The 17,584-nt window shown below is 43.3% G+C and carries 22 protein-coding genes and 1 pseudogene; 22 read left to right on the top strand and 1 reads right to left on the bottom strand.

All coding sequences use genetic code 11. The features are described 5' to 3' along the window. The first annotated feature begins 43 nt into the window (after positions 1-43). From CS562_RS01115 to CS562_RS01045, 15 genes are all read left to right on the top strand, one after another. Positions 44-490, top strand: coding sequence for a hypothetical protein (locus tag CS562_RS01115; RefSeq protein WP_099852998.1), 447 nt, complete (start codon positions 44-46; stop codon positions 488-490). Positions 491-647: 157 nt separating this feature from the next. Further along, the gene (locus CS562_RS01110; protein WP_099852994.1) at positions 648-1,505 is read left to right on the top strand and encodes an MBL fold metallo-hydrolase; all 858 of its coding nucleotides are present in this window, start codon (positions 648-650) and stop codon (positions 1,503-1,505) included. Positions 1,506-1,770: 265 nt separating this feature from the next. Then, positions 1,771-2,412 carry a FusB/FusC family EF-G-binding protein gene (locus CS562_RS01105; RefSeq protein WP_099852992.1) on the top strand — a complete coding sequence of 214 codons (642 nt, stop codon included), beginning with the start codon at positions 1,771-1,773 and terminating at the stop codon, positions 2,410-2,412. A 152-nt stretch (positions 2,413-2,564) separates the two neighbouring features. Beyond that, on the top strand, positions 2,565-3,008 hold the full coding sequence (locus CS562_RS01100; RefSeq protein ID WP_099852989.1) for a GNAT family N-acetyltransferase: 444 nt from the start codon (positions 2,565-2,567) through the stop codon (positions 3,006-3,008). A 53-nt stretch (positions 3,009-3,061) separates the two neighbouring features. After that, positions 3,062-3,697, top strand: coding sequence for a hypothetical protein (locus tag CS562_RS01095; RefSeq protein ID WP_099852985.1), 636 nt, complete (start codon positions 3,062-3,064; stop codon positions 3,695-3,697). A 38-nt stretch (positions 3,698-3,735) separates the two neighbouring features. Further along, positions 3,736-4,236, top strand: a complete 501-nt coding sequence (locus CS562_RS01090; RefSeq protein ID WP_099852982.1) for a GNAT family N-acetyltransferase — start codon at positions 3,736-3,738, stop codon at positions 4,234-4,236. A 50-nt stretch (positions 4,237-4,286) separates the two neighbouring features. After that, positions 4,287-4,799, top strand: a complete 513-nt coding sequence (locus tag CS562_RS01085) for a DUF6886 family protein (protein WP_099852979.1) — start codon at positions 4,287-4,289, stop codon at positions 4,797-4,799. A 62-nt stretch (positions 4,800-4,861) separates the two neighbouring features. Beyond that, positions 4,862-5,338 (top strand): GyrI-like domain-containing protein, encoded by a 477-nt coding sequence (locus tag CS562_RS01080; RefSeq protein WP_099852976.1) that lies wholly within the window; start codon positions 4,862-4,864, stop codon positions 5,336-5,338. Between the two features lie 99 nt (positions 5,339-5,437). Beyond that, on the top strand, positions 5,438-5,986 hold the full coding sequence (locus CS562_RS01075; RefSeq protein ID WP_076289649.1) for a glutathione peroxidase: 549 nt from the start codon (positions 5,438-5,440) through the stop codon (positions 5,984-5,986). A gap of 158 nt (positions 5,987-6,144) precedes the next feature. Then, a complete protein-coding gene (locus tag CS562_RS01070) occupies positions 6,145-7,005 on the top strand; it encodes an AraC family transcriptional regulator (protein WP_099852974.1) in 861 nt (286 codons plus the stop codon). A 52-nt stretch (positions 7,006-7,057) separates the two neighbouring features. Further along, the gene (locus CS562_RS01065) at positions 7,058-7,828 is read left to right on the top strand and encodes an acyl-[acyl-carrier-protein] thioesterase (RefSeq protein ID WP_099852969.1); all 771 of its coding nucleotides are present in this window, start codon (positions 7,058-7,060) and stop codon (positions 7,826-7,828) included. Between the two features lie 182 nt (positions 7,829-8,010). Beyond that, a complete protein-coding gene (locus CS562_RS01060) occupies positions 8,011-8,256 on the top strand; it encodes a hypothetical protein (RefSeq protein ID WP_099852966.1) in 246 nt (81 codons plus the stop codon). A 143-nt stretch (positions 8,257-8,399) separates the two neighbouring features. Further along, positions 8,400-9,002, top strand: coding sequence for a nitroreductase family protein (locus tag CS562_RS01055; protein WP_099852963.1), 603 nt, complete (start codon positions 8,400-8,402; stop codon positions 9,000-9,002). 150 nt (positions 9,003-9,152) lie between these two features. After that, a complete protein-coding gene (locus CS562_RS01050; RefSeq protein ID WP_257219286.1) occupies positions 9,153-10,784 on the top strand; it encodes an S-layer homology domain-containing protein in 1,632 nt (543 codons plus the stop codon). A gap of 198 nt (positions 10,785-10,982) precedes the next feature. Further along, positions 10,983-11,912, top strand: coding sequence for an NAD(P)/FAD-dependent oxidoreductase (locus tag CS562_RS01045; RefSeq protein WP_099852960.1), 930 nt, complete (start codon positions 10,983-10,985; stop codon positions 11,910-11,912). Positions 11,913-12,042: 130 nt separating this feature from the next. Here CS562_RS01045 and CS562_RS01040 read toward each other — a convergent pair whose 3' ends face one another. Continuing rightward, on the bottom strand, positions 12,043-12,231 hold the full coding sequence (locus tag CS562_RS01040; RefSeq protein WP_099852957.1) for a hypothetical protein: 189 nt from the start codon (positions 12,229-12,231) through the stop codon (positions 12,043-12,045). Positions 12,232-12,402: 171 nt separating this feature from the next. Between CS562_RS01040 and CS562_RS01035 the strand changes: the two genes are divergently transcribed. From CS562_RS01035 to CS562_RS01005, 7 genes and pseudogenes are all read left to right on the top strand, one after another. Next, positions 12,403-13,803, top strand: coding sequence for an FAD-binding oxidoreductase (locus tag CS562_RS01035; RefSeq protein WP_257219285.1), 1,401 nt, complete (start codon positions 12,403-12,405; stop codon positions 13,801-13,803). Then, positions 13,800-14,354 carry an MFS transporter gene (locus tag CS562_RS01030; RefSeq protein WP_099852953.1) on the top strand — a complete coding sequence of 185 codons (555 nt, stop codon included), beginning with the start codon at positions 13,800-13,802 and terminating at the stop codon, positions 14,352-14,354. The genes CS562_RS01035 and CS562_RS01030 overlap by 4 nt, the downstream gene beginning before the upstream one ends. Before the next feature lie 116 nt (positions 14,355-14,470). Beyond that, positions 14,471-14,824, top strand: a complete 354-nt coding sequence (locus tag CS562_RS01025) for a DUF3243 domain-containing protein (RefSeq protein WP_072732493.1) — start codon at positions 14,471-14,473, stop codon at positions 14,822-14,824. Between the two features lie 236 nt (positions 14,825-15,060). Beyond that, the gene (locus CS562_RS01020) at positions 15,061-15,624 is read left to right on the top strand and encodes a hypothetical protein (RefSeq protein WP_083678925.1); all 564 of its coding nucleotides are present in this window, start codon (positions 15,061-15,063) and stop codon (positions 15,622-15,624) included. 158 nt (positions 15,625-15,782) lie between these two features. After that, on the top strand, positions 15,783-16,640 hold the full coding sequence (gene cyoE, locus CS562_RS01015) for a heme o synthase (RefSeq protein ID WP_099852949.1): 858 nt from the start codon (positions 15,783-15,785) through the stop codon (positions 16,638-16,640). Between the two features lie 194 nt (positions 16,641-16,834). Beyond that, positions 16,835-17,317 (top strand): annotated as a pseudogene (locus CS562_RS01010) (tetratricopeptide repeat protein). 47 nt (positions 17,318-17,364) lie between these two features. Continuing rightward, on the top strand, positions 17,365-17,568 hold the full coding sequence (locus CS562_RS01005) for a hypothetical protein (protein WP_099852946.1): 204 nt from the start codon (positions 17,365-17,367) through the stop codon (positions 17,566-17,568). The last annotated feature ends 16 nt before the right edge of the window (positions 17,569-17,584 follow it).

Genomic DNA, 17,584 nt, shown 5'->3' with positions numbered 1-17,584 from the left:
ATATAACATCGTTAAAATTTCGGTTTTTAGGAGCTATTCAATAATGAAGAAAATAAGTACTTATATTATAGTTTTATTAACATTGAGCTTAATCATTCTGGGTTTTAAATTTGTTGAATCTCAAAATCAAAGAAGAGAGCTTCAGAATTCTATTGATAATTCATTCAGATATGAAATAAGTAATGTCCTGCACAGCTTTAGTATGGTTGTTAATGATTATACGTATAGATCAATGATATCAAGTGTGTCTAATGCAGCTGCGATATCGGAACTAACTTCTTTTGAGAAACTGAATGATGATTTAGATATTAGTTTGAACCAATTATATATCTCTCTTAGAGAGGAAAGATCCAAAGACAAAGTCTTATCACGAATAGAAGAACTTAGAGAAATATTTAGTGTGTTGGTCAGGGATCCGATAAACCATGAGGCAACAGACAGAATATTTCAGATCACCAATGATACATTTTTTAATGCAAAAGAAAAATGAGCATCTGGTGAGATGAGGAACATTCAGTTCATGTGAAAAACAAAGGAGGTGATTCCATTGGTAAACAAATAAAATGAGAAAATCTAAATGTTGATTTAAATAAGCATGCAGATTTTCTCTCTTATGGATCAAGAATTTATTATAGAGGAGAATGAACATGCTAAAACAAATAAGTGAATCCATCTATTATCTATCTAACCAAAATGATAAAGAAAGACCGACATTGGGGTTAGTTTGCGGTGATAAATACAGCCTCGTCGTTGACGCTGGAAATTCGGTTCAACATGCAAGGGATTTCTTACATGAGATAGAGAAGTTAAACGTTCCGCCCGTTAAATATGTGGTCATCACTCATGCCCATTGGGATCATTTTTTAGGAATGAATGAATACGGAGCTACGATTATTATGAATAGTCTAACTAACCAAAAGATGAATGATTGGCGGAACTATTCTTACGATGACCACTCTCTACAGGAGTATGTGCATTCCAAGAAGATGACCACACTGTGCATGGAAACGATACAACATGAAATACCGGACAGAGACACATTTCAATTAAGCCACCCGGATATCATTTTTGAAGAATCACTTCATGTGGATTTAGGTAATAAAGTGTGTATTCTGGAAACCATTCGCAGCACCCATACCGATGATTCAACCATTGTATATATTCCGGATGAAAAGGTCATTTTTCTGGGCGACAGTGCTTACAATACAACTACCAATTCGTTATATCATATTAACCAAGACAAGTTATTGCCTATGATTGAGGACATTCAGCAATATGATGCCGTTCATTTCTTGCTTGGCCATGAGTCGATCTGTGACGTGGAGGAGATGGATACGTATTGGAGAGAGCTCATCTCCGCCAATAATGCTGTAAAATCCACATCTTTAGAGGAAGCGATTGAGCGATTTGAGGCAGCCAATGATCGGAAAGCAAATGACAATGAGCTTTTCTTCTTACAAGGATTTGTGAATGATCAGATATTACAATCAAAAACAACGGCATAAAAGAACATCCATGAAAACTCATTTCAATTGATCCATATGAAGTTCTCTGATATACTTTTCGCATGATATTTGATTGGGGGTTACTCAGATGGCAATGCTGAATTGCTCGTTAGCTAGAAATAACTCATGCAAAGCCTGATCGGGGGCGATACTTTGCGTGGGGCGCGATAGCTTAGATTCTTTCGCCCATACTTAATATTATCGTTTCTAATAACAGGCTTTGCCCTTATTGATTTTTTCTATGAAAAATAAGGAGCTGAAAGCTATGAGTACACCATTTATTAGAAACCACCAATATAATTTGATTAAAAGACAAGCGGAATTTGTTCGCAAAACCGTGCAATCCGCCGCGGATCGCAGGGTTCTGGAGACTGTAAGATACAGTGCTGCAACAAACATCATTGATGCATTTACGGATCTGACAGAGGATCAGCAGCAAATGCTGGAGCAAATCTCGTCGCTGGAGACAACAGACGATTTTCAACGGTATATGAGAGGATTAGAATCATACCTGGAGTTGTATCCACCGATTACGTTGAAACAAATTCAGAAGTTATTTCCGAAGAACAAAAAGATGAAAATGCCTGATCTACAATCCATTGATTTTCGATATATAACGTATCTGAGCTGGGTAGATATTGCAACGAACAAATTATTCATTGTATATCCGTTCGAAGGACAGTTTATCGGTATTGAGGGAAGAATAACGCCGACACACAAGAAGGGATACTGCCTATTCTGTAATCGGCATCAAGAGCTTGCATTCTTCACGGTCAAGACCAAGAACGCTTTACCGGATAATTATTCTGCGATTGGTCAATACGTATGCATGGAGAACCAAGGATGTAATCACAGCATCACCAATACAGAATCGCTGGAGAAGTTCATTCTCTCCGTTCGTAAATAAGGTTTTATCAAGTAAAGGGCTGCCAGCAAAGGCGGCCTTTTTTGCTTATGTTTTCATTCCTAAAGGGTGTACAGAAATCATTGGAAAAAGAGGTTGAACATTGTTAACATGTAATCATAGACAAATACTATGAAATTGTGAGGACGTTAAAAATGAATAGCCCTGCTGTTAACGACGAATTGAAAATTGTATTTGAAGATCATGAGGAGGATTACCATGCTGTCTGTAGCAATCTGTATCAATACAATTTAAGAGAAACAAATGGTCTGTTAAAGAAACCTGGCAAAAGCATCAATTTGTTTCTAAGGGATAAGACAGGCAAAGCAGTAGGTGGAATCTTCTGTGCTACGTACTGCTATACTTTATATATTGATAACTTTTGGATTGATGAAGAATACAGAGAAAATGGGTATGGGAAATCATTAATCATGCAAGCAGAGAGCATTGCTGTTAGTGAGGGCTGCAAACTTTCACATACAAGTACATTTTCTTATCAGTCTCCTGAATTTTACAAGAAGATGGGTTACGAAGTGTTTGGAATGATCGATGAATACCCGGAAGGAATTATTCAGTACTTCTTGAAGAAAAGATTATAGACCTACATAGGAATCTCAGCAACATTATATAACATCTACAAAGGAGAAATGATATGACGGTCGTTGGAATCTTGGGGACAATTCATAATCAAGAATTAAGAGAGAAATATAATAGTTCACTTACCCTGTATGAGGATCTGATTACAGAATTCAACCCGGATATTATCTGCGGTGAAGTGCATCCCCAGAGTTGGAAGAAGTATATCAAGGATAAACAGGATAAGGGATATTGGGGGGAGCCAGCCAGTGAGTATTGGGAGCTTATCTTTCCATTATGCGAAGAACGAAATATAGAGTTTGTGCCTATTGACTGGTTTGAGTTAGATGTCTGGAATGCTTTTGATCCATTTAACGGCTTCTCAGAAGAGCAGCGTGAAGCGTTGGAGAAGATCGATGATGAATGGTTTGCTAAACAAATGAATACACATGACGTTGGGTCGATTCCCTTTAACTCGGATGCGTTTGATGCTATGACGAAACAAAAATATGAATGGTTGGATCAGATTAATCCAAAAGCAAATAACTTTAGATGGATCGTACGAAATCAGATTATGATTCAACGTGTGAAGAATGCTTATCATTCGAATCCGGGTAAGAAAATTCTATGTGTTGTGGGAGCAGATCATAATTATATTTTCAAAGAGGAATTGATCAATGAACCTATTGAATTGGTATATCCATTACGATAATTCAATGAATAGATTATAACCTTCAGGAGGTATATTCAATGATCAGATTGTGCAACAGCATGGACGCAGATGCAATGGTTGAGATCATTAATGATGCAGCAAAGGCATATCAGGGTGTAATTCCTGAGGATCGCTATCACGAACCCTACATGCCATTGCAAGAATTGAATCAGGAAATCCGTGATGGCGTTGTATTCTGGGGCTTTGAAGAAAATAATAGATTATGGGGCGTTATGGGAATTCAGGATAAAGGTGATGTTGCTTTAATCAGGCACGCATATGTAAGAACTCACCAACGGGGGAGCGGAATAGGCACAAAGCTGTTGGCTCATCTGGTGACATCCACCGATAAACCGATATTAATAGGAACCTGGGATTCAGCAGAATGGGCTATAAAATTCTATTTGAAGAATGGCTTTACCCTAGTTTCGTCCGATGAGAAGAAGCAGTTATTAACTCGATACTGGAACGTTCCCGAAAGACAAATCGAGACCTCTGTCGTTTTATGTGACGAGAAGTGGAGCAGTGTTGGAATGTAAGAGCATTTTACCCAAGGCTTAAGAATCACTAAATGATGTGAGGTGCTTGAATGCTTTATCATTTTAGCGAGGTTTCAGATATCCAAGTTTTTATTCCAAGAGAGAAACAAAACAGAGCTGAATTTCCAGCAGTGGTGTGGGCCATTGATGAAGAGCATGAATATTCTTATTACTTTCCAAGAGATTGCCCAAGAATTATCTGTAAAATGACAGACACTTTAAGTGATGAGAATAACGAGAAGTTTTTCAAACATACTAATGCGGATATCATCATTACGGTTGAAAGCTCATGGTATCCGAGGATTATGAATCAGGTTATATACAGGTATCATTTCGATAACACCAATTTTGAACTCTTTGATGCAACGGCTGGATATTATATTTCTTATCAGGTTACCAAACCTCTACATATAGACCGCATGGAGGGTTTAATAGAGAGATTATTTAAGAAAGGAATCGAACTCAGATTTACTCCAAATCTGTACCCACTGAGAGAGGCCATACTTACATCGGATTTCAAAGAATTTGGAATACATAGATTCGATAACGCTACGAAAGTTTAGAGTGATTACATTTCGCTTTGATTCATTGAGTTATGACATGTTCTAAAAGGAGGGGATCATATATGAAAGCTAAAGTTGTGACTTTGCCCGCTTTTCAGGTGGTAGGGTATAAAATTGAAGCCACGGTTGAAGCATTTGAAGCGGGTCTTGGCAAGATACATCATGAACAACTGCACAAAAGAAAAGAGGAGATTCAGCTTCGGAAAAATGATAATGTCATATTGATGCAGATTTATCCTATGGACGCAGATTTCAATCCCAAGGAGGATGTATTTACACATCTGATTGGTTATGAGGTACTCGCAGACAGCGCTGCCCCACCTGATATGATTCTTCATGCAGTCAAAGAAAGCCAATATGTGACTTGTACGCACAAAGGGTTTGAATCGGAGCTTGATGCTACATATGATTATTTATATGGCCAATGGATAAGTGAAACGGGATATGAACTGAAGGACTATGATTTTGAAATTTGGGATGAACGATATCAACCTGATCATCCCAATAATGAGATTGATTTGTTCGTAGCGTTGCAGTAGTTATAGGCTTTTTTACGATACAGAATCTTCTATTTCGTATATAATAGAAATTCATATGAGTCTATATAACTACATAACATCGCGAGGTGCACCAATTTTATGCCAACCATCTATGACTTTAGCGTAACCAAAACGAGTGGAGAACGTTTCCCACTCTATCAATACGAAGGAAAACCTGTATTGATTGTGAATACAGCGAGCAAGTGTAAGTACACACATCAGTTTGACGATATGCAGAAGCTTTATGATCGGTATAAAGAGCAAGGGCTTCAGATCATTGGTTTTCCGTGTAATCAGTTTGCGGAGCAAGAACCGGGAAGTAGTGAAGAGGCGGAGTCCTTTTGTCAGATTAACTATGGTGTGAAATTCCCCATGTTCTCCAAGATGGATGTCAATGGAGAAGCGGCGCATCCGTTGTATGACTTTTTGAAAAAGTCGGGACCTTTTGCAGGTTTTGATGAGTCAGATGTGCAAGCGAAACTGCTAAAGCTGATGGTGGCGGACAAAGCGCCGGAATGGTTGCATGGTGATGCGATCAAGTGGAACTTCACGAAGTTTCTGATTGATGGCGAAGGGCATGTGGTTAAACGTTTTGAACCTGTTGATTCGATTGACGAGATCCAGACGAGTATTGAACAACTACTGTAAGTTATCTTTCACAATCCTAAAGGGCCATGACACGTACCGTACAAACAAACGGATATGTGCATGGCCTTCTATATTTCAAAGTCTGTCCAGTACTATCCGACATGATGTGAAACGGGTAAAATGGTAAGAAACCTCTCCAGAACAGGAGGTACTTGAACGTGCCAAGTGTAATGCAATTTAGTGGTCCATTGGAATATAGCTATCGCTCCACCAGCACGTACGACCCAGGAGCATCGGATGGATTTCATTCGCATCCGCAATATGAGGTGTACTATTTTCATGATGGCGAATGCACCTATCTGATTGGAGATAGAGTCTACAACCTTGAACCGGGTGACCTGGTCCTAATGCACGGCATGACCCTTCATCGGCCACATCCAATGCCAGGCAGACCTTATGTGCGAACGACGCTGCACTTTGATCCCTCGGCCATCCGCAGCAGTCTGCACCCGGACCGGGTGAGCGAAGTGTTAAAGCCGTTCGAAGAACTGAGAAACTGCCGGATCAATCTGACAGGCAATATTCGCTCCGAATTCGAAGCCTTGCTGCTGAGTTTGCATCAGCTTATGGTGAATCCGGGTGATTTCAAAGAGGAACGCATGAACGTTCGCTTATGTGACCTGCTGTATGTTATAGCTGGAATCTGCCGAGGCAGGGTCGAGGACCACCTTCCCTCTTCCGATAAGGAGCGGCATGTACAGCATATCATTGGTTATGTCGAAACTCATTATATGGAGGACATTGGGCTGGATGATCTGGCAAGTGAGCTTCATCTGTCCAAGCCTTATCTGGCCGGATTGTTTAAAGAAATGACAGGCAGTACCATATTTAAATATGTGTATGACCGCCGCATTAATCAGGCCAAGCTGTTGTTCCAATACCAGCCGGATATCAGTGTGACAGAGGCTAGCCGGTTGGCCGGGTTCAAACGTTTATCCCATTTCAGTCGCATGTTCAAACAAAGCGTAGGGTGTGCACCTGATCTGTACCGCAGTCGATTACATCGATCGTTTGATTAATGTAGTGTTACCGATCAGAAATTATTGCTGCACAGCCTGAGGAGGTTACTAAGTGCAATCAGAACAACCATTCAAGCTTGATTACCGAATTGGATCAGCCGATGCCGATTACAGATCACAATGTCGTGTATCTGCTTTACTGGAACATATGCAGTTGGCAGCAGACCGCGATTTAGCAGGCATGGGAGTTACCGTATCGGAGATGCTCGATCAGGGATTGGGCTGGATGCTATTAACGACAGATGTCACGATCATACGCCCAGCCCGATTGGAAGAAGAAGTATCCTTGCTGACATGGCATAAAGAAAATAAAGGTGTGACATGGTTAAGGGATTATATCCTCACAGATCGAGAGGGCACACATCTGGCTGAAGCTCGTACAGCTTGGGCATTGGTCGATCTAAAGAGACGCAGAGTCGTCAGACCTTCAGCTTTACCTTTTGAAGTGAAATCGCATCCTGATTTATCTTTAGGTGAAGCCCCTTCTAAGGTGACGCTTCCTTCTGAACTCAGCTTGCAGGAACAATATCGTTTAACTGTACAATACAGCAGCACAGACAGTAATGGTCATATGAACAACGCCCGATATGCAGACGTATGTTGTGATGCATTAACACTGGATGAAATGGCTTCAGGTATGAGCCGCCTGCAAATTTCATATCATCGTGAGATTCGTATGCAGGAGCAAATGATTGTTGAGCGTTCAGAGGTTACAGAGGGAGCTGTGTGGGTCCGAGGAAGATTGGCTGAAGAGAATGAGAGCATTATTTTTGAAGCCAAATTAAGTCTCGCAGACTCAACCGCTTCGCCCAGTAATCAATAAAATGGAACTGAATACAAGTAGATGAAGTCAACCAGACCGTTCTGGTTGGCTTTTTTTCTATTTTTACCTCCTGATGCAGATATAGATGCACCTGTTACGTTCATCGCATAGTTCGCGCCGTGTTTAGAAGGCAGACAGAAAAGGTAAAAGAAGGGTAAATGAAAACTGAGGAGGAATCAGGAATGAAAGAGCGCACACCGGATCAAAATAACAAGGATACACATAAGGATCGTTCCCATGATAATCCGGAGCAGTATCCAACGGAGCAGGAAAGTTTGCTTGATCGGCATGAAGAAGAGCAGACGGTGGACCCCATTCCGATGGAAGATCTGAACATGGAGAAGCAGGAAGAGAAGAATAAAGATCAGACCAAGAGCAATTCGTCAACGGAAGATAAATATCGCGCAGATTACCGCGAAACCAAGTGATCAGATTTATGCAATAGCTGTTTGAAAAAAAATAAAATGTACATTTAGTGAAAATAAAATAGTTTGTTGACTAATGTATGTTACTATATTATAGTTACTGTGTTGGCAAATTAGGAAATACCATTTTGGGAGGCGAATGTTTAATGTCTACATCTTTCTTTGAAGCGTTGAAAAACAGAAGATCTTATTATGGCATCAGCAAGGAATCCACAATCTCGGATGCTAAAATCCAGGAAATCGTGGAAGAAGCGGTAAAATACACTCCGACTTCATTCAACTCACAAACATCTCGTGCCGTAGTATTGCTCGGTGAACAACACGACAAATTGTGGAATCACACCGAAGAAATTTTGCGTGAAGTGGTTGGCAATGAAGAGGCGTTTAAATCTACAGCTGAAAAAATGGCCGGATTCCGCAGCGGATACGGTACAGTACTCTTCTTCGAAGACAACAATGTGATTGCGCAGCTTCAACAAAATTTTGCAGCTTATGCGGATAACTTCCCGATCTGGGCGAACCAATCCAACGGTATGTTGCAACTGGTGATCTGGACTGCTTTGGAACAAGAAGGTCTGGGCGCTTCCCTGCAGCACTATAACCCGTTAATTGACGAGAAGGTCAAACAAGAGTGGAACATTCCGGAGAACTGGAGACTGATCGCTCAAATGCCATTCGGCAAACCAACAGCAACACCAGGCGAGAAAGAATTCCAACCGATTGAAGAGCGTGTAAAAGTACACAAGTAAGACTTTCGCCAGAAGCCGAAGGTGACCTCGATTCACAAAAAATGGAGGAGCACTCGCTCTGCGAATTTCCCAATATTTAACCACATACGGCCTCGCTTCAATTTGATACGATGATGTAGATCGTACTCCAATGAAGCGAGGCTTTTTGATGTGAATAATAGAATATTTAAACGTACCCGGCGAAAGCTATGGAATGCTATTTTGTGCGGTGTACTGGTGATAGTATCAATCTCCATCGGTGAATCCACAGCTCAGGCAGCAGCAACACAACAGGTGTTCAAGGATACAAGCTCCAGTTATGCCAAGGATGCCATTGCACATCTGGTTAAGGCGGGAATTGCTGCCGGCACCTCCGAGAATACGTTTGAACCCAAAAAGGCAGTCACTCGTGCTGAATTTTCAACATTTGCTGTGAGACTACTGGGTCTGAAACCTGTTAAAAACAATATTAATCCTTATAACGATGTTAGCATGAGTGCTTGGTACTACGGAAACGTTGCAGCCATGACCAATCTTTTCATACTTGAGGGCAAAAGTCAGGGCGTGTTCCAGCCCAACGCCTCCATTACTCGGGAAGAGGCGGCTGCATTGCTGGTGAGGATGCTGAAACAATCCTCCAAATCAACGAATCTTCTGTCATCCACGTATGACGATGCAGCTGAGATATCCGACTGGGCGCGTCCTTATGTGCAGACCGTATATCAACTTGGCTTGATGCGCGGCAGTGATGGCAAGTTTCGACCTCATGACCAAGTGACCAGAGAAGAGGCAGCAGTGATGCTGGATGCTATTTTGCAAAAGAAAACCTGGTCAGATCAGCTGAAAAGCGAGGATCAGCTCGGTATTCAGCTAGGATGGCAATATAACGCCTCTACTGCTGAGTTCAAGAAACAGATCGAACAGTCGGAAGCAAACACACTGGTTCCCCGTTGGTTTTTCCTGAATAGCAGCATGAAAGTCACAGATCTCACGGACACGTCGTTAGTATCATGGGCATCTGCTACAGACCGACAGGTATGGCCGTTGCTTGGCAATCGTTCGAACCCCGACCTTACCCACCAAATGTTATCGAGCTCATCCAACCGGGCGTCGGTGATCTCACAGGTCACATCTTATGTGAAAACATATAAACTGGATGGCATTAACGTGGATTTCGAGAACGTACTGCCAGCTGATCGTGAAGGAATGACTGCATTTATTACTTCCCTGACAACGGCTCTGCATGCGCTGGGTGCTGTTGTGTCTGTAGATGTATCACCCGATCTGGGGACAGACTGGACCGATGCATTTGATTATGCGAAATTGGGCGCCGTATCGGATTATATGGTACTGATGGGATATGAGGAGCACTGGAACGGCGATCCACAAGCAGGGTCTGTGGCATCTCTTCCTTGGGTTGAAAGGGCTCTGGATACGATGCTCGCTGAGGTCGTTCGCGCCAAAACAATTCTGGCTTTACCTTTGTATACACGGGATTGGTCTTCCGTTAATCCGGCTGCCAGTTCATGGGACATCACCTTGGCAGAACAGGGCACTCGTGCACGAGCTTCAGGTTCCGTGAGACGATGGGATGCAGAGCTGGTTCAATATGTCATCGGCTACAACAGTAATGGGACACCGAGATATATATGGGCAGAGGATAGTCGTTCATTATCCGCGAAAGTAATGATGAGCGGAGAACGTAACATTGCCGGATTGGCCTACTGGTATATGGGCGGAGAGACGGCAGATGTATGGAATGCCATTTCGAATGCTTCACGATTTGAATCATACATTTTCTGAATTCCGGTATTATAATCCTTCCTAAATTTCGACCCAAACGCACCGTTATTTAGACGGATGGTTTGGGTTGTTTTATTTTGGTAAAAGCTAAGTTGTACTGGATCACGTTTGATTTTGGTTGAACGGTGTAAATGGATAGAAGGATAGTGAACTGTCCAATAACATATAAGAGATAGAAGCATAGGAGGGAGATGGAGCATGCGAGAGTATGATTGCATCATAGTAGGTGGAGGACTCGCAGGACTTCAGGCAGCCATTCAGATGGGGCGTTACTCTTGCCATCGGGTGTTGGTAGTGGACGCAGGAGAAGGCAGATCAACGTTATGCCGAACCTATCATAATATTCTTGGTTTTCCTGATGGAGTATCCGGTGAAGAGCTGCGCTCCAAAGGAAGAATGCAGGCAGAGCGGACAGGAGTATCTTTTGAGAAAGACCGTATCATCAAGGCAGGACGCCGGGGAGAACAAATTCAATTGTTCGGCTCTTCCGGCTCTGAATATATGGCAAAAACAGTCCTACTAGCAACTGGACTAACGGACAGGATACCGGCCATTCCGGGATTAAGGCCTACGTTGGGACGAACAGTATATGTGTGCCCGGATTGCGATGGATATGAGATTCAGGATCAGAGCACGATATTGCTGGGTGCAGGCGAAGCCGGTGCAAATATGGCTATGGTTTTGATTCAACGTACGACTGAATTGTTGTACATTAACCATGAGCAGTCACCAATCTCTGCTGAGCTTCATCGAAGCATGAAAGAGGCAGGAGTTCGTTACCTTGAAGCCGCCGTCCAAGAAGTGCAACAGATGGAAGATGGTCATATTACGGGTGTGCTGACGGAAGATGGACAGATTTATGAGTCAGAGCGTGGATTCATCGCGTTTGGAGGCAATCGTGTACATTATGAACTGGCAGAGCAGCTTGGAGCCGTCATCGCGGATAATAAACACGTGGAAACCAACCCACGCAGTATGCAGGCCGCGCCTAATGTATGGATTGCCGGGGATCTGGGCCTTCACGCGGAACAAGCTACGGTTGCCATGGGCGAAGGTTCGATTGCTGCGATCTGGATTCACAAGGCATTGCAACAGATGAAAAAGGAAAACAAGGTGAATCAGATTTAAAAGCAAATTAAAATGCCGTTGGTGAACATCCATATTCATAGAAAAAACAAAAAAGTCCCCGACCGTTGTGACTAAGGTTGGAGGACTTTTTGCGTTGTACGCAAGCTGTTTGCAAAAGGAGGGTCTGAATTTATTTGCTGTTTGTATCGCGGGTCTCGGCCGTTTTGCCTTTGTGAGGATGGGTGATGTTGTCTACGATTTCTCCTACGGCCTCTTCAATCATGTCGGTTGGGCCGGGATTGTCCGGATCTGGGTGCAGAATTGTATTAACACCAGGCTCAAGATCTTTGTTTTTTCGCTCTTTTTTATATTCATTCATGGAAAATCCCTCCTTATTCAGGTATGTTTAAGGTGTTCCTTAACATATCCAATCCTTGTAATCTATATGTAAACGATTAACCAATTGAATCAAAATGAAACGCTAAGTGTTAGGGGAGGAGTTCATCTGTTCAAAAAAATGACCATGCTCCTGTTACTTCTGATTTTATGTATGTGGACATATTGGAGAACGGATAGTGATGATCAGAATCCGTATCTGATTACCGACTACAGCCGCCTTCATCCGGTTAAGGTTGAACGTGTAGTTGAAGGTCATGAAGAGCAGCAGCTCGTTGAACTTCTTCGGGACGCCCGAGAGCGGAACCTGACGATATCGATTGCCGGGCAGCGGCATAGTCAGGGAGGACACACCTATTATAAAGATGGCATTGTCATAGACATGACCTCGTATAACAAAGTGCTGGAAGTCAATATCGATGCCAAAAAGGTGTGTGTGCAAGCTGGGGCGACCTGGGCTGATGTACAGCGAGCCATTAACCCATATGGACTGGCGGTCAAAAATATGCAGTCCCAAAATATTTTCACCGTAGGCGGATCTATCAGTGTAAATGCACACGGTCGTGAACTTCAGCAGGGTTCCTTGATTGAAAGTGTCGATTCCTTTCATCTCTTGACAGCAGATGGTCAGATTCGGCTAGTCAGTCGCACCGAGAATGCCGAGCTTTTCCCGCTTGTTCTCGGCGGTTACGGACTGTTTGGCGTGATTCTGGACGTTACGTTGACGTTAACGGATGACGAAGTCTACCGTCTCACAACTGATCAGGTGCAGGTTGAGGAGTATCCGTCTTATTTTCAAAAGAATGTCCTGGGAGATCCGATGATGAGTATGCATCTGGCCCGAATTTCAGTTCAGCCTGGTGCAGGCTACTTTCGCGAGATGTATGCATTGAATTATGCCTCTGATCCAACGGTTTCACTGGATGATTATAATCATCTGGATGAACGTGAAAGGGGCGTGCTTCCCAGCAAACTTCTGTTCAACCTGAATCGTGAATTCGAATGGGGGCGGGCCTGGTTTTGGCCGCTGCAGCAGCGGTACTTCGAGTCACAAGATGGCAAGAGGCTCAGCCGCAACAATGCGATGGCTTCTGCTTCTGCCTTCATGGAGTATCATCAGCCGGGAGAAAATGATCTGCTGCAGGAATATTTTATTCCGGTTGAAGCCTTTCCCGCATTTGTTCAGGAGATGGGTGAGATCGTATCACAGGAGCAATTGGATCTGCTTAACATTACAGTCAGGTATGTGAAACACGATGAAGAAGCTGTGCTTTCCTATGCGACGCAGGATATGTTTGGTCTTGTCTGTTTATTTCACGCTTCATTGTCCGAGGAAGAACAAGGGAAGTTCAAGGACAGTATGCAGCAGCTGATAGATGTCGTCCTTCGTTATAACGGAACATATTATCTGCCCTATGCAGGTTATGCAACTTCAGAGCAATTCGAACAGGCCTATCCACGAAAGAATGAGTTTTTTGCAGCTAAAGAAAAAGTTGACCCCAATCATCTTTTTATGAACTATTTTATGGAGCAGTATGGAGGAAATCATCCATGAATATCAAGTGGCTTGTTCGATCTCAAAGTATTGTTACGCTCGCTTCGGGCATGATCTATCCGTATTATCTTTTGTTTCTCAAAAATCTGGGTAACAGCTTCTCCAAATATGGGCTTGCCTTTGCCGTATTTACAATCAGCTCGGCTGCTGCTTCACAATGGCTCGCTCCCCGGATGGATCGACACGCCAAGCAGTGGCTCATTGTAAGTTCGATGGGGATGGCTACAGCCATGATTGCCTTTCCATGGGTCATATCCTATATCTGGGTGCTGCTGCTGCAAATGATGATGGGGATATGCAATGCGATGCAGCGAATGAGTGAACGGGTGCTGCTCGCCGATTATACGGTGGCTGGGCAACGAGGCCCAGCTGTAGGTAACTATCATTTCTGGACATCCGCCGCGTCTGGATTTGCGGTTATTGTTGGCGGTGTGCTGATTGATTGGCTTACGATCGATGTATTATTTTATCTGAGTGCCATACTGTATATGTGGGGAGCTCTGGCAGTATGGCGATTACGGAGCATTTCTGAGGAAGCAATAGATGGATAAAGGATAGAAATGGTCTGATTAATCTCCAGCGAGAAGTTTATATTATAGATAACCTGGTATGATTAAGCATTTTGCTTACATTCCACAAAGCGATTATACTCAAGGAGGTTTTTCAGATGAATGAACAAAATCATGTTATCCATAAAGATGGCCAAGTTTCAACGGACAAAGTAGACAATGCGATTGATAAGATTGCGCCGGAGGAACGGGAACAGATTTTACAGAATTTTGATGCCTTTAAAGGATATCTGGGCAAACGAATTGCAATGGGAGAATCGATTGGACTGGGTGAGGAGCAGATGGCCAAAATCGCCGAGAAAGTAGCCGACTATTTGGCAGCTCGGGAAGAGCCGCGTAACCGTGAAGAGAAGTTGCTGCAAGAACTGTGGAATGTCGGGAAAGAGGAAGAGCGCCATATGCTGGCTCATATGCTGGTGCGTCTAGCACAAGGTTCAACTCCGAATCATTAAGATTGAGCTGAAACTAAAGCTAAGCCAATAGAGACTCTGGATGCCGTGGCATTTGGGGTCTCTTTTTTTGATGACATCTATTGTAACTATTTTTCATCTGGCTGATACTTTTACAGTGTGTACACCCAGTATGATAGGGAGAGTAGAAAGAAAGATTAAATATTCATATGAGCGTTTGAAGAGAAAGCCTTCCGGTTAAGGAATAGTAACGTTCATAATAAGGAGAGATGCTGCCTATGAAGAACGCGGCGAAACAATGGAAATTACGAATGCTGGGTGCGGCTGTTGCTTTGCTTGGCATGATTGTGCTTGCTACATATTTGCTTACACCAGCGAACGCTGAGGAGAGCTCAGACTCTGTACAGGCTTCTGCCAAAGCGCAGGCTGCAAACTCTGAGATGTTTACAGCGTATGTGGAAGACATACAGCATGAGGATGGTAAGTTATATTTGATTGTAGACAAGATTGGATGGTACCAAGGTGCAGAGGCAGATAAAGTTTTTGAACAACGCAATCCGGACTCCGGTATAGATGGTGCTCCTGATGGTTATTATATTGTCAATGACAGCAAAGAGCAGGAAAAGGTAGAAGTAAGTGCTAATGCTGAAGTGTTGATGCAGTTGTATGATCGTGATGGTACAGTGTCGGGTACCAACATTCAATGGAATGAGTCAGTTGCGCTCAGCAAATTCGAATCCTTGTATGAGAATACCAATATTCTCGATCTGTCCGTATTCCCGTATCACCTCACTGTGCAGGATGGCAAAGTGACCAAAATTGTACAGCAGTACATTCCATAACTTTAGATCAAAATGCAACGGTTAAGCATTCCTCCGGTTCCGTTGAACCGGCAGGGATGCTTTTTGGTTATGACAAATTCATGAAGGAGATTGTAATTCATGGTATGTACATGTATCATTATAGGAATGGTGTTTTTACATAGTTCAGGAGGCTTCTCATGCTTAAAGACATGATTGCGTTAACGAAACCCGGACTTTTGCGGCTGAATGTGTTTGCGGTAGCGGTAGGGTTCTGGGTCGCTTCAAAATGGGATATCTCGTGGATATCTCTGCTCATGGTGTTGATTGGATCAACCTTGGTCATCGCTTCGGCTTGTGTCATTAACAACTATTGGGATCGTGAATTGGATCAGAAGATGGAGCGTACCAAAAAACGGATTGATTACATCAATCATCTCAAACCCAAGTTTGTATTGGGGTATGGAATTGTTCTTGGAGTGGCCGGTTTTGTACTGCTCTACTTCCTGGTCAATCCGTTATCCGGTTGGATGGCACTGCTCGGATGGTTTGCTTATATCGTGATCTACACGATGTGGCTCAAACGCAGTTCGACCTGGAGTACTTCATTGGGTGGAATTGCGGGGGCTATGCCGCCTGTAATCGGTTATTGTGCGGTAACCAATCAGATTGATGCAGGTGCCTGGTTGCTGTTTGCGCTGTTATTCCTGTGGCAGCCACCTCACTTCTGGTCACTCGGGATTCGCAGGGTGGAAGAATATCGTGCAGCCGGTTTCCCACTGTTGCCGGTAGTCAAAGGTGTGAAGCGTACAAAGGTGCAGATGATTCCTTACGTGTTTCTGTTGCTTCCTGCTGTATTTCTGTTGTATTACTACAACTACGTTGGACTTGTGTTTCTGCTTGTATCCGTCATTGGTGGTCTGATCTGGTTTGTCCATACATTAAGCGGATTGAAAACTCAGGATAATGAGAAATGGGCCAAGGTTAACTTTCTGATCTCCGTCAATTATCTCATGGTTGTATTCATTGTCATGGTGGCAAATACAACCTGGTCCTGAGCAATTCATCACTTTTGTATGTTTGTGAAATATTCGAATATGAAGACGCCGAGTTAGCTGTGGCATCTTACGAAAAAGCACGCTGTAGAATAGGCTTGGACAACCTCTGGTTGTCCCGGGCGTACTTCTCGGGGTGTTTTTTTGCTATAATTATACTATGGAAAATGATTTTGGAAGAATGGGAAGTGGAGTAGATGAATGATTTACAGCAGGCTATCCTCTTGAGAACGGAGGGGAAAATGCAGGAGGCGATAGAGCTGCTGCAGGAACTGGCGTTACAGGAACCGGACAATGCACAGGTTTGGTAGCAGCTGGCTTGGGCTCATGATTCACTTGGACTGGAGCGGGAAGCGGTACCGCATTATGAGAAGGCTCTAAGTCTTCGGCTTCCGGTTGAGGACAGGACAGGTGCCATACTTGGACTTGGCAGCACGTATCGGACTCTGGGGCAGTACGAGCAGGCGAAGGCCTGGTTTGAAAAGGGGTTAAGTGAATTCCCGGAGAACCGGGAATTTGAAGTTTTTCTTGCCATGGTGCTCTACAATCTGGGCGAGCATGCGGATGCTATGAGACGGCTGCTTGTACAACTGGCCGATACATCAAAGGATAAGGGAATAAACGACTACAGCAGAGCCATCCGTTTCTATGCAGATCAACTGGATCGAGTATGGGATTAGAACTGTTGTATTCGAGCGATAACACCTAATCTAAAGAAGAGGATTGGATGAATTCGAATCACAAACAAGAACAAGTGCACGAAAGACTTGACCGGCTTGAGCAGAAGTTGGATTACCTGGCAGAAGCTCAACAGGCGAACAGACGCTCACCCGGTGTACGCTTTCTGATTGGTTTTGCAATTGTGATTGCCGTTGTATTTATTCTCATGCTGGTCATTGGCATTATACAGTTTATTAGTAGTGGCAGTTGAGTCAACGGAGGACCGA

Source organism: Paenibacillus sp. LK1, assembly GCF_002750415.1.
Taxonomy (GTDB): domain Bacteria; phylum Bacillota; class Bacilli; order Paenibacillales; family Paenibacillaceae; genus Paenibacillus; species Paenibacillus taichungensis.
Note: the sequence above shows the minus strand (reverse complement) of the source record. Positions and strands in the feature narration are given on the sequence as shown.

Coding starts and splice junctions, on each gene's coding strand:
- CS562_RS01115 (WP_099852998.1), top strand. CDS start 44: ATGAAGAAAATAAGTACTTATATTATAGTTTTATTAACATTGAGCTTA.
- CS562_RS01110 (WP_099852994.1), top strand. CDS start 648: ATGCTAAAACAAATAAGTGAATCCATCTATTATCTATCTAACCAAAAT.
- CS562_RS01105 (WP_099852992.1), top strand. CDS start 1,771: ATGAGTACACCATTTATTAGAAACCACCAATATAATTTGATTAAAAGA.
- CS562_RS01100 (WP_099852989.1), top strand. CDS start 2,565: ATGAATAGCCCTGCTGTTAACGACGAATTGAAAATTGTATTTGAAGAT.
- CS562_RS01095 (WP_099852985.1), top strand. CDS start 3,062: ATGACGGTCGTTGGAATCTTGGGGACAATTCATAATCAAGAATTAAGA.
- CS562_RS01090 (WP_099852982.1), top strand. CDS start 3,736: ATGATCAGATTGTGCAACAGCATGGACGCAGATGCAATGGTTGAGATC.
- CS562_RS01085 (WP_099852979.1), top strand. CDS start 4,287: ATGCTTTATCATTTTAGCGAGGTTTCAGATATCCAAGTTTTTATTCCA.
- CS562_RS01080 (WP_099852976.1), top strand. CDS start 4,862: ATGAAAGCTAAAGTTGTGACTTTGCCCGCTTTTCAGGTGGTAGGGTAT.
- CS562_RS01075 (WP_076289649.1), top strand. CDS start 5,438: ATGCCAACCATCTATGACTTTAGCGTAACCAAAACGAGTGGAGAACGT.
- CS562_RS01060 (WP_099852966.1), top strand. CDS start 8,011: ATGAAAGAGCGCACACCGGATCAAAATAACAAGGATACACATAAGGAT.
- CS562_RS01055 (WP_099852963.1), top strand. CDS start 8,400: ATGTCTACATCTTTCTTTGAAGCGTTGAAAAACAGAAGATCTTATTAT.
- CS562_RS01045 (WP_099852960.1), top strand. CDS start 10,983: ATGCGAGAGTATGATTGCATCATAGTAGGTGGAGGACTCGCAGGACTT.
- CS562_RS01040 (WP_099852957.1), bottom strand. CDS start 12,231: ATGAATGAATATAAAAAAGAGCGAAAAAACAAAGATCTTGAGCCTGGT.
- CS562_RS01035 (WP_257219285.1), top strand. CDS start 12,403: ATGTGGACATATTGGAGAACGGATAGTGATGATCAGAATCCGTATCTG.
- CS562_RS01030 (WP_099852953.1), top strand. CDS start 13,800: ATGAATATCAAGTGGCTTGTTCGATCTCAAAGTATTGTTACGCTCGCT.
- CS562_RS01025 (WP_072732493.1), top strand. CDS start 14,471: ATGAATGAACAAAATCATGTTATCCATAAAGATGGCCAAGTTTCAACG.
- CS562_RS01020 (WP_083678925.1), top strand. CDS start 15,061: ATGAAGAACGCGGCGAAACAATGGAAATTACGAATGCTGGGTGCGGCT.
- cyoE (WP_099852949.1), top strand. CDS start 15,783: ATGCTTAAAGACATGATTGCGTTAACGAAACCCGGACTTTTGCGGCTG.
- CS562_RS01005 (WP_099852946.1), top strand. CDS start 17,365: ATGAATTCGAATCACAAACAAGAACAAGTGCACGAAAGACTTGACCGG.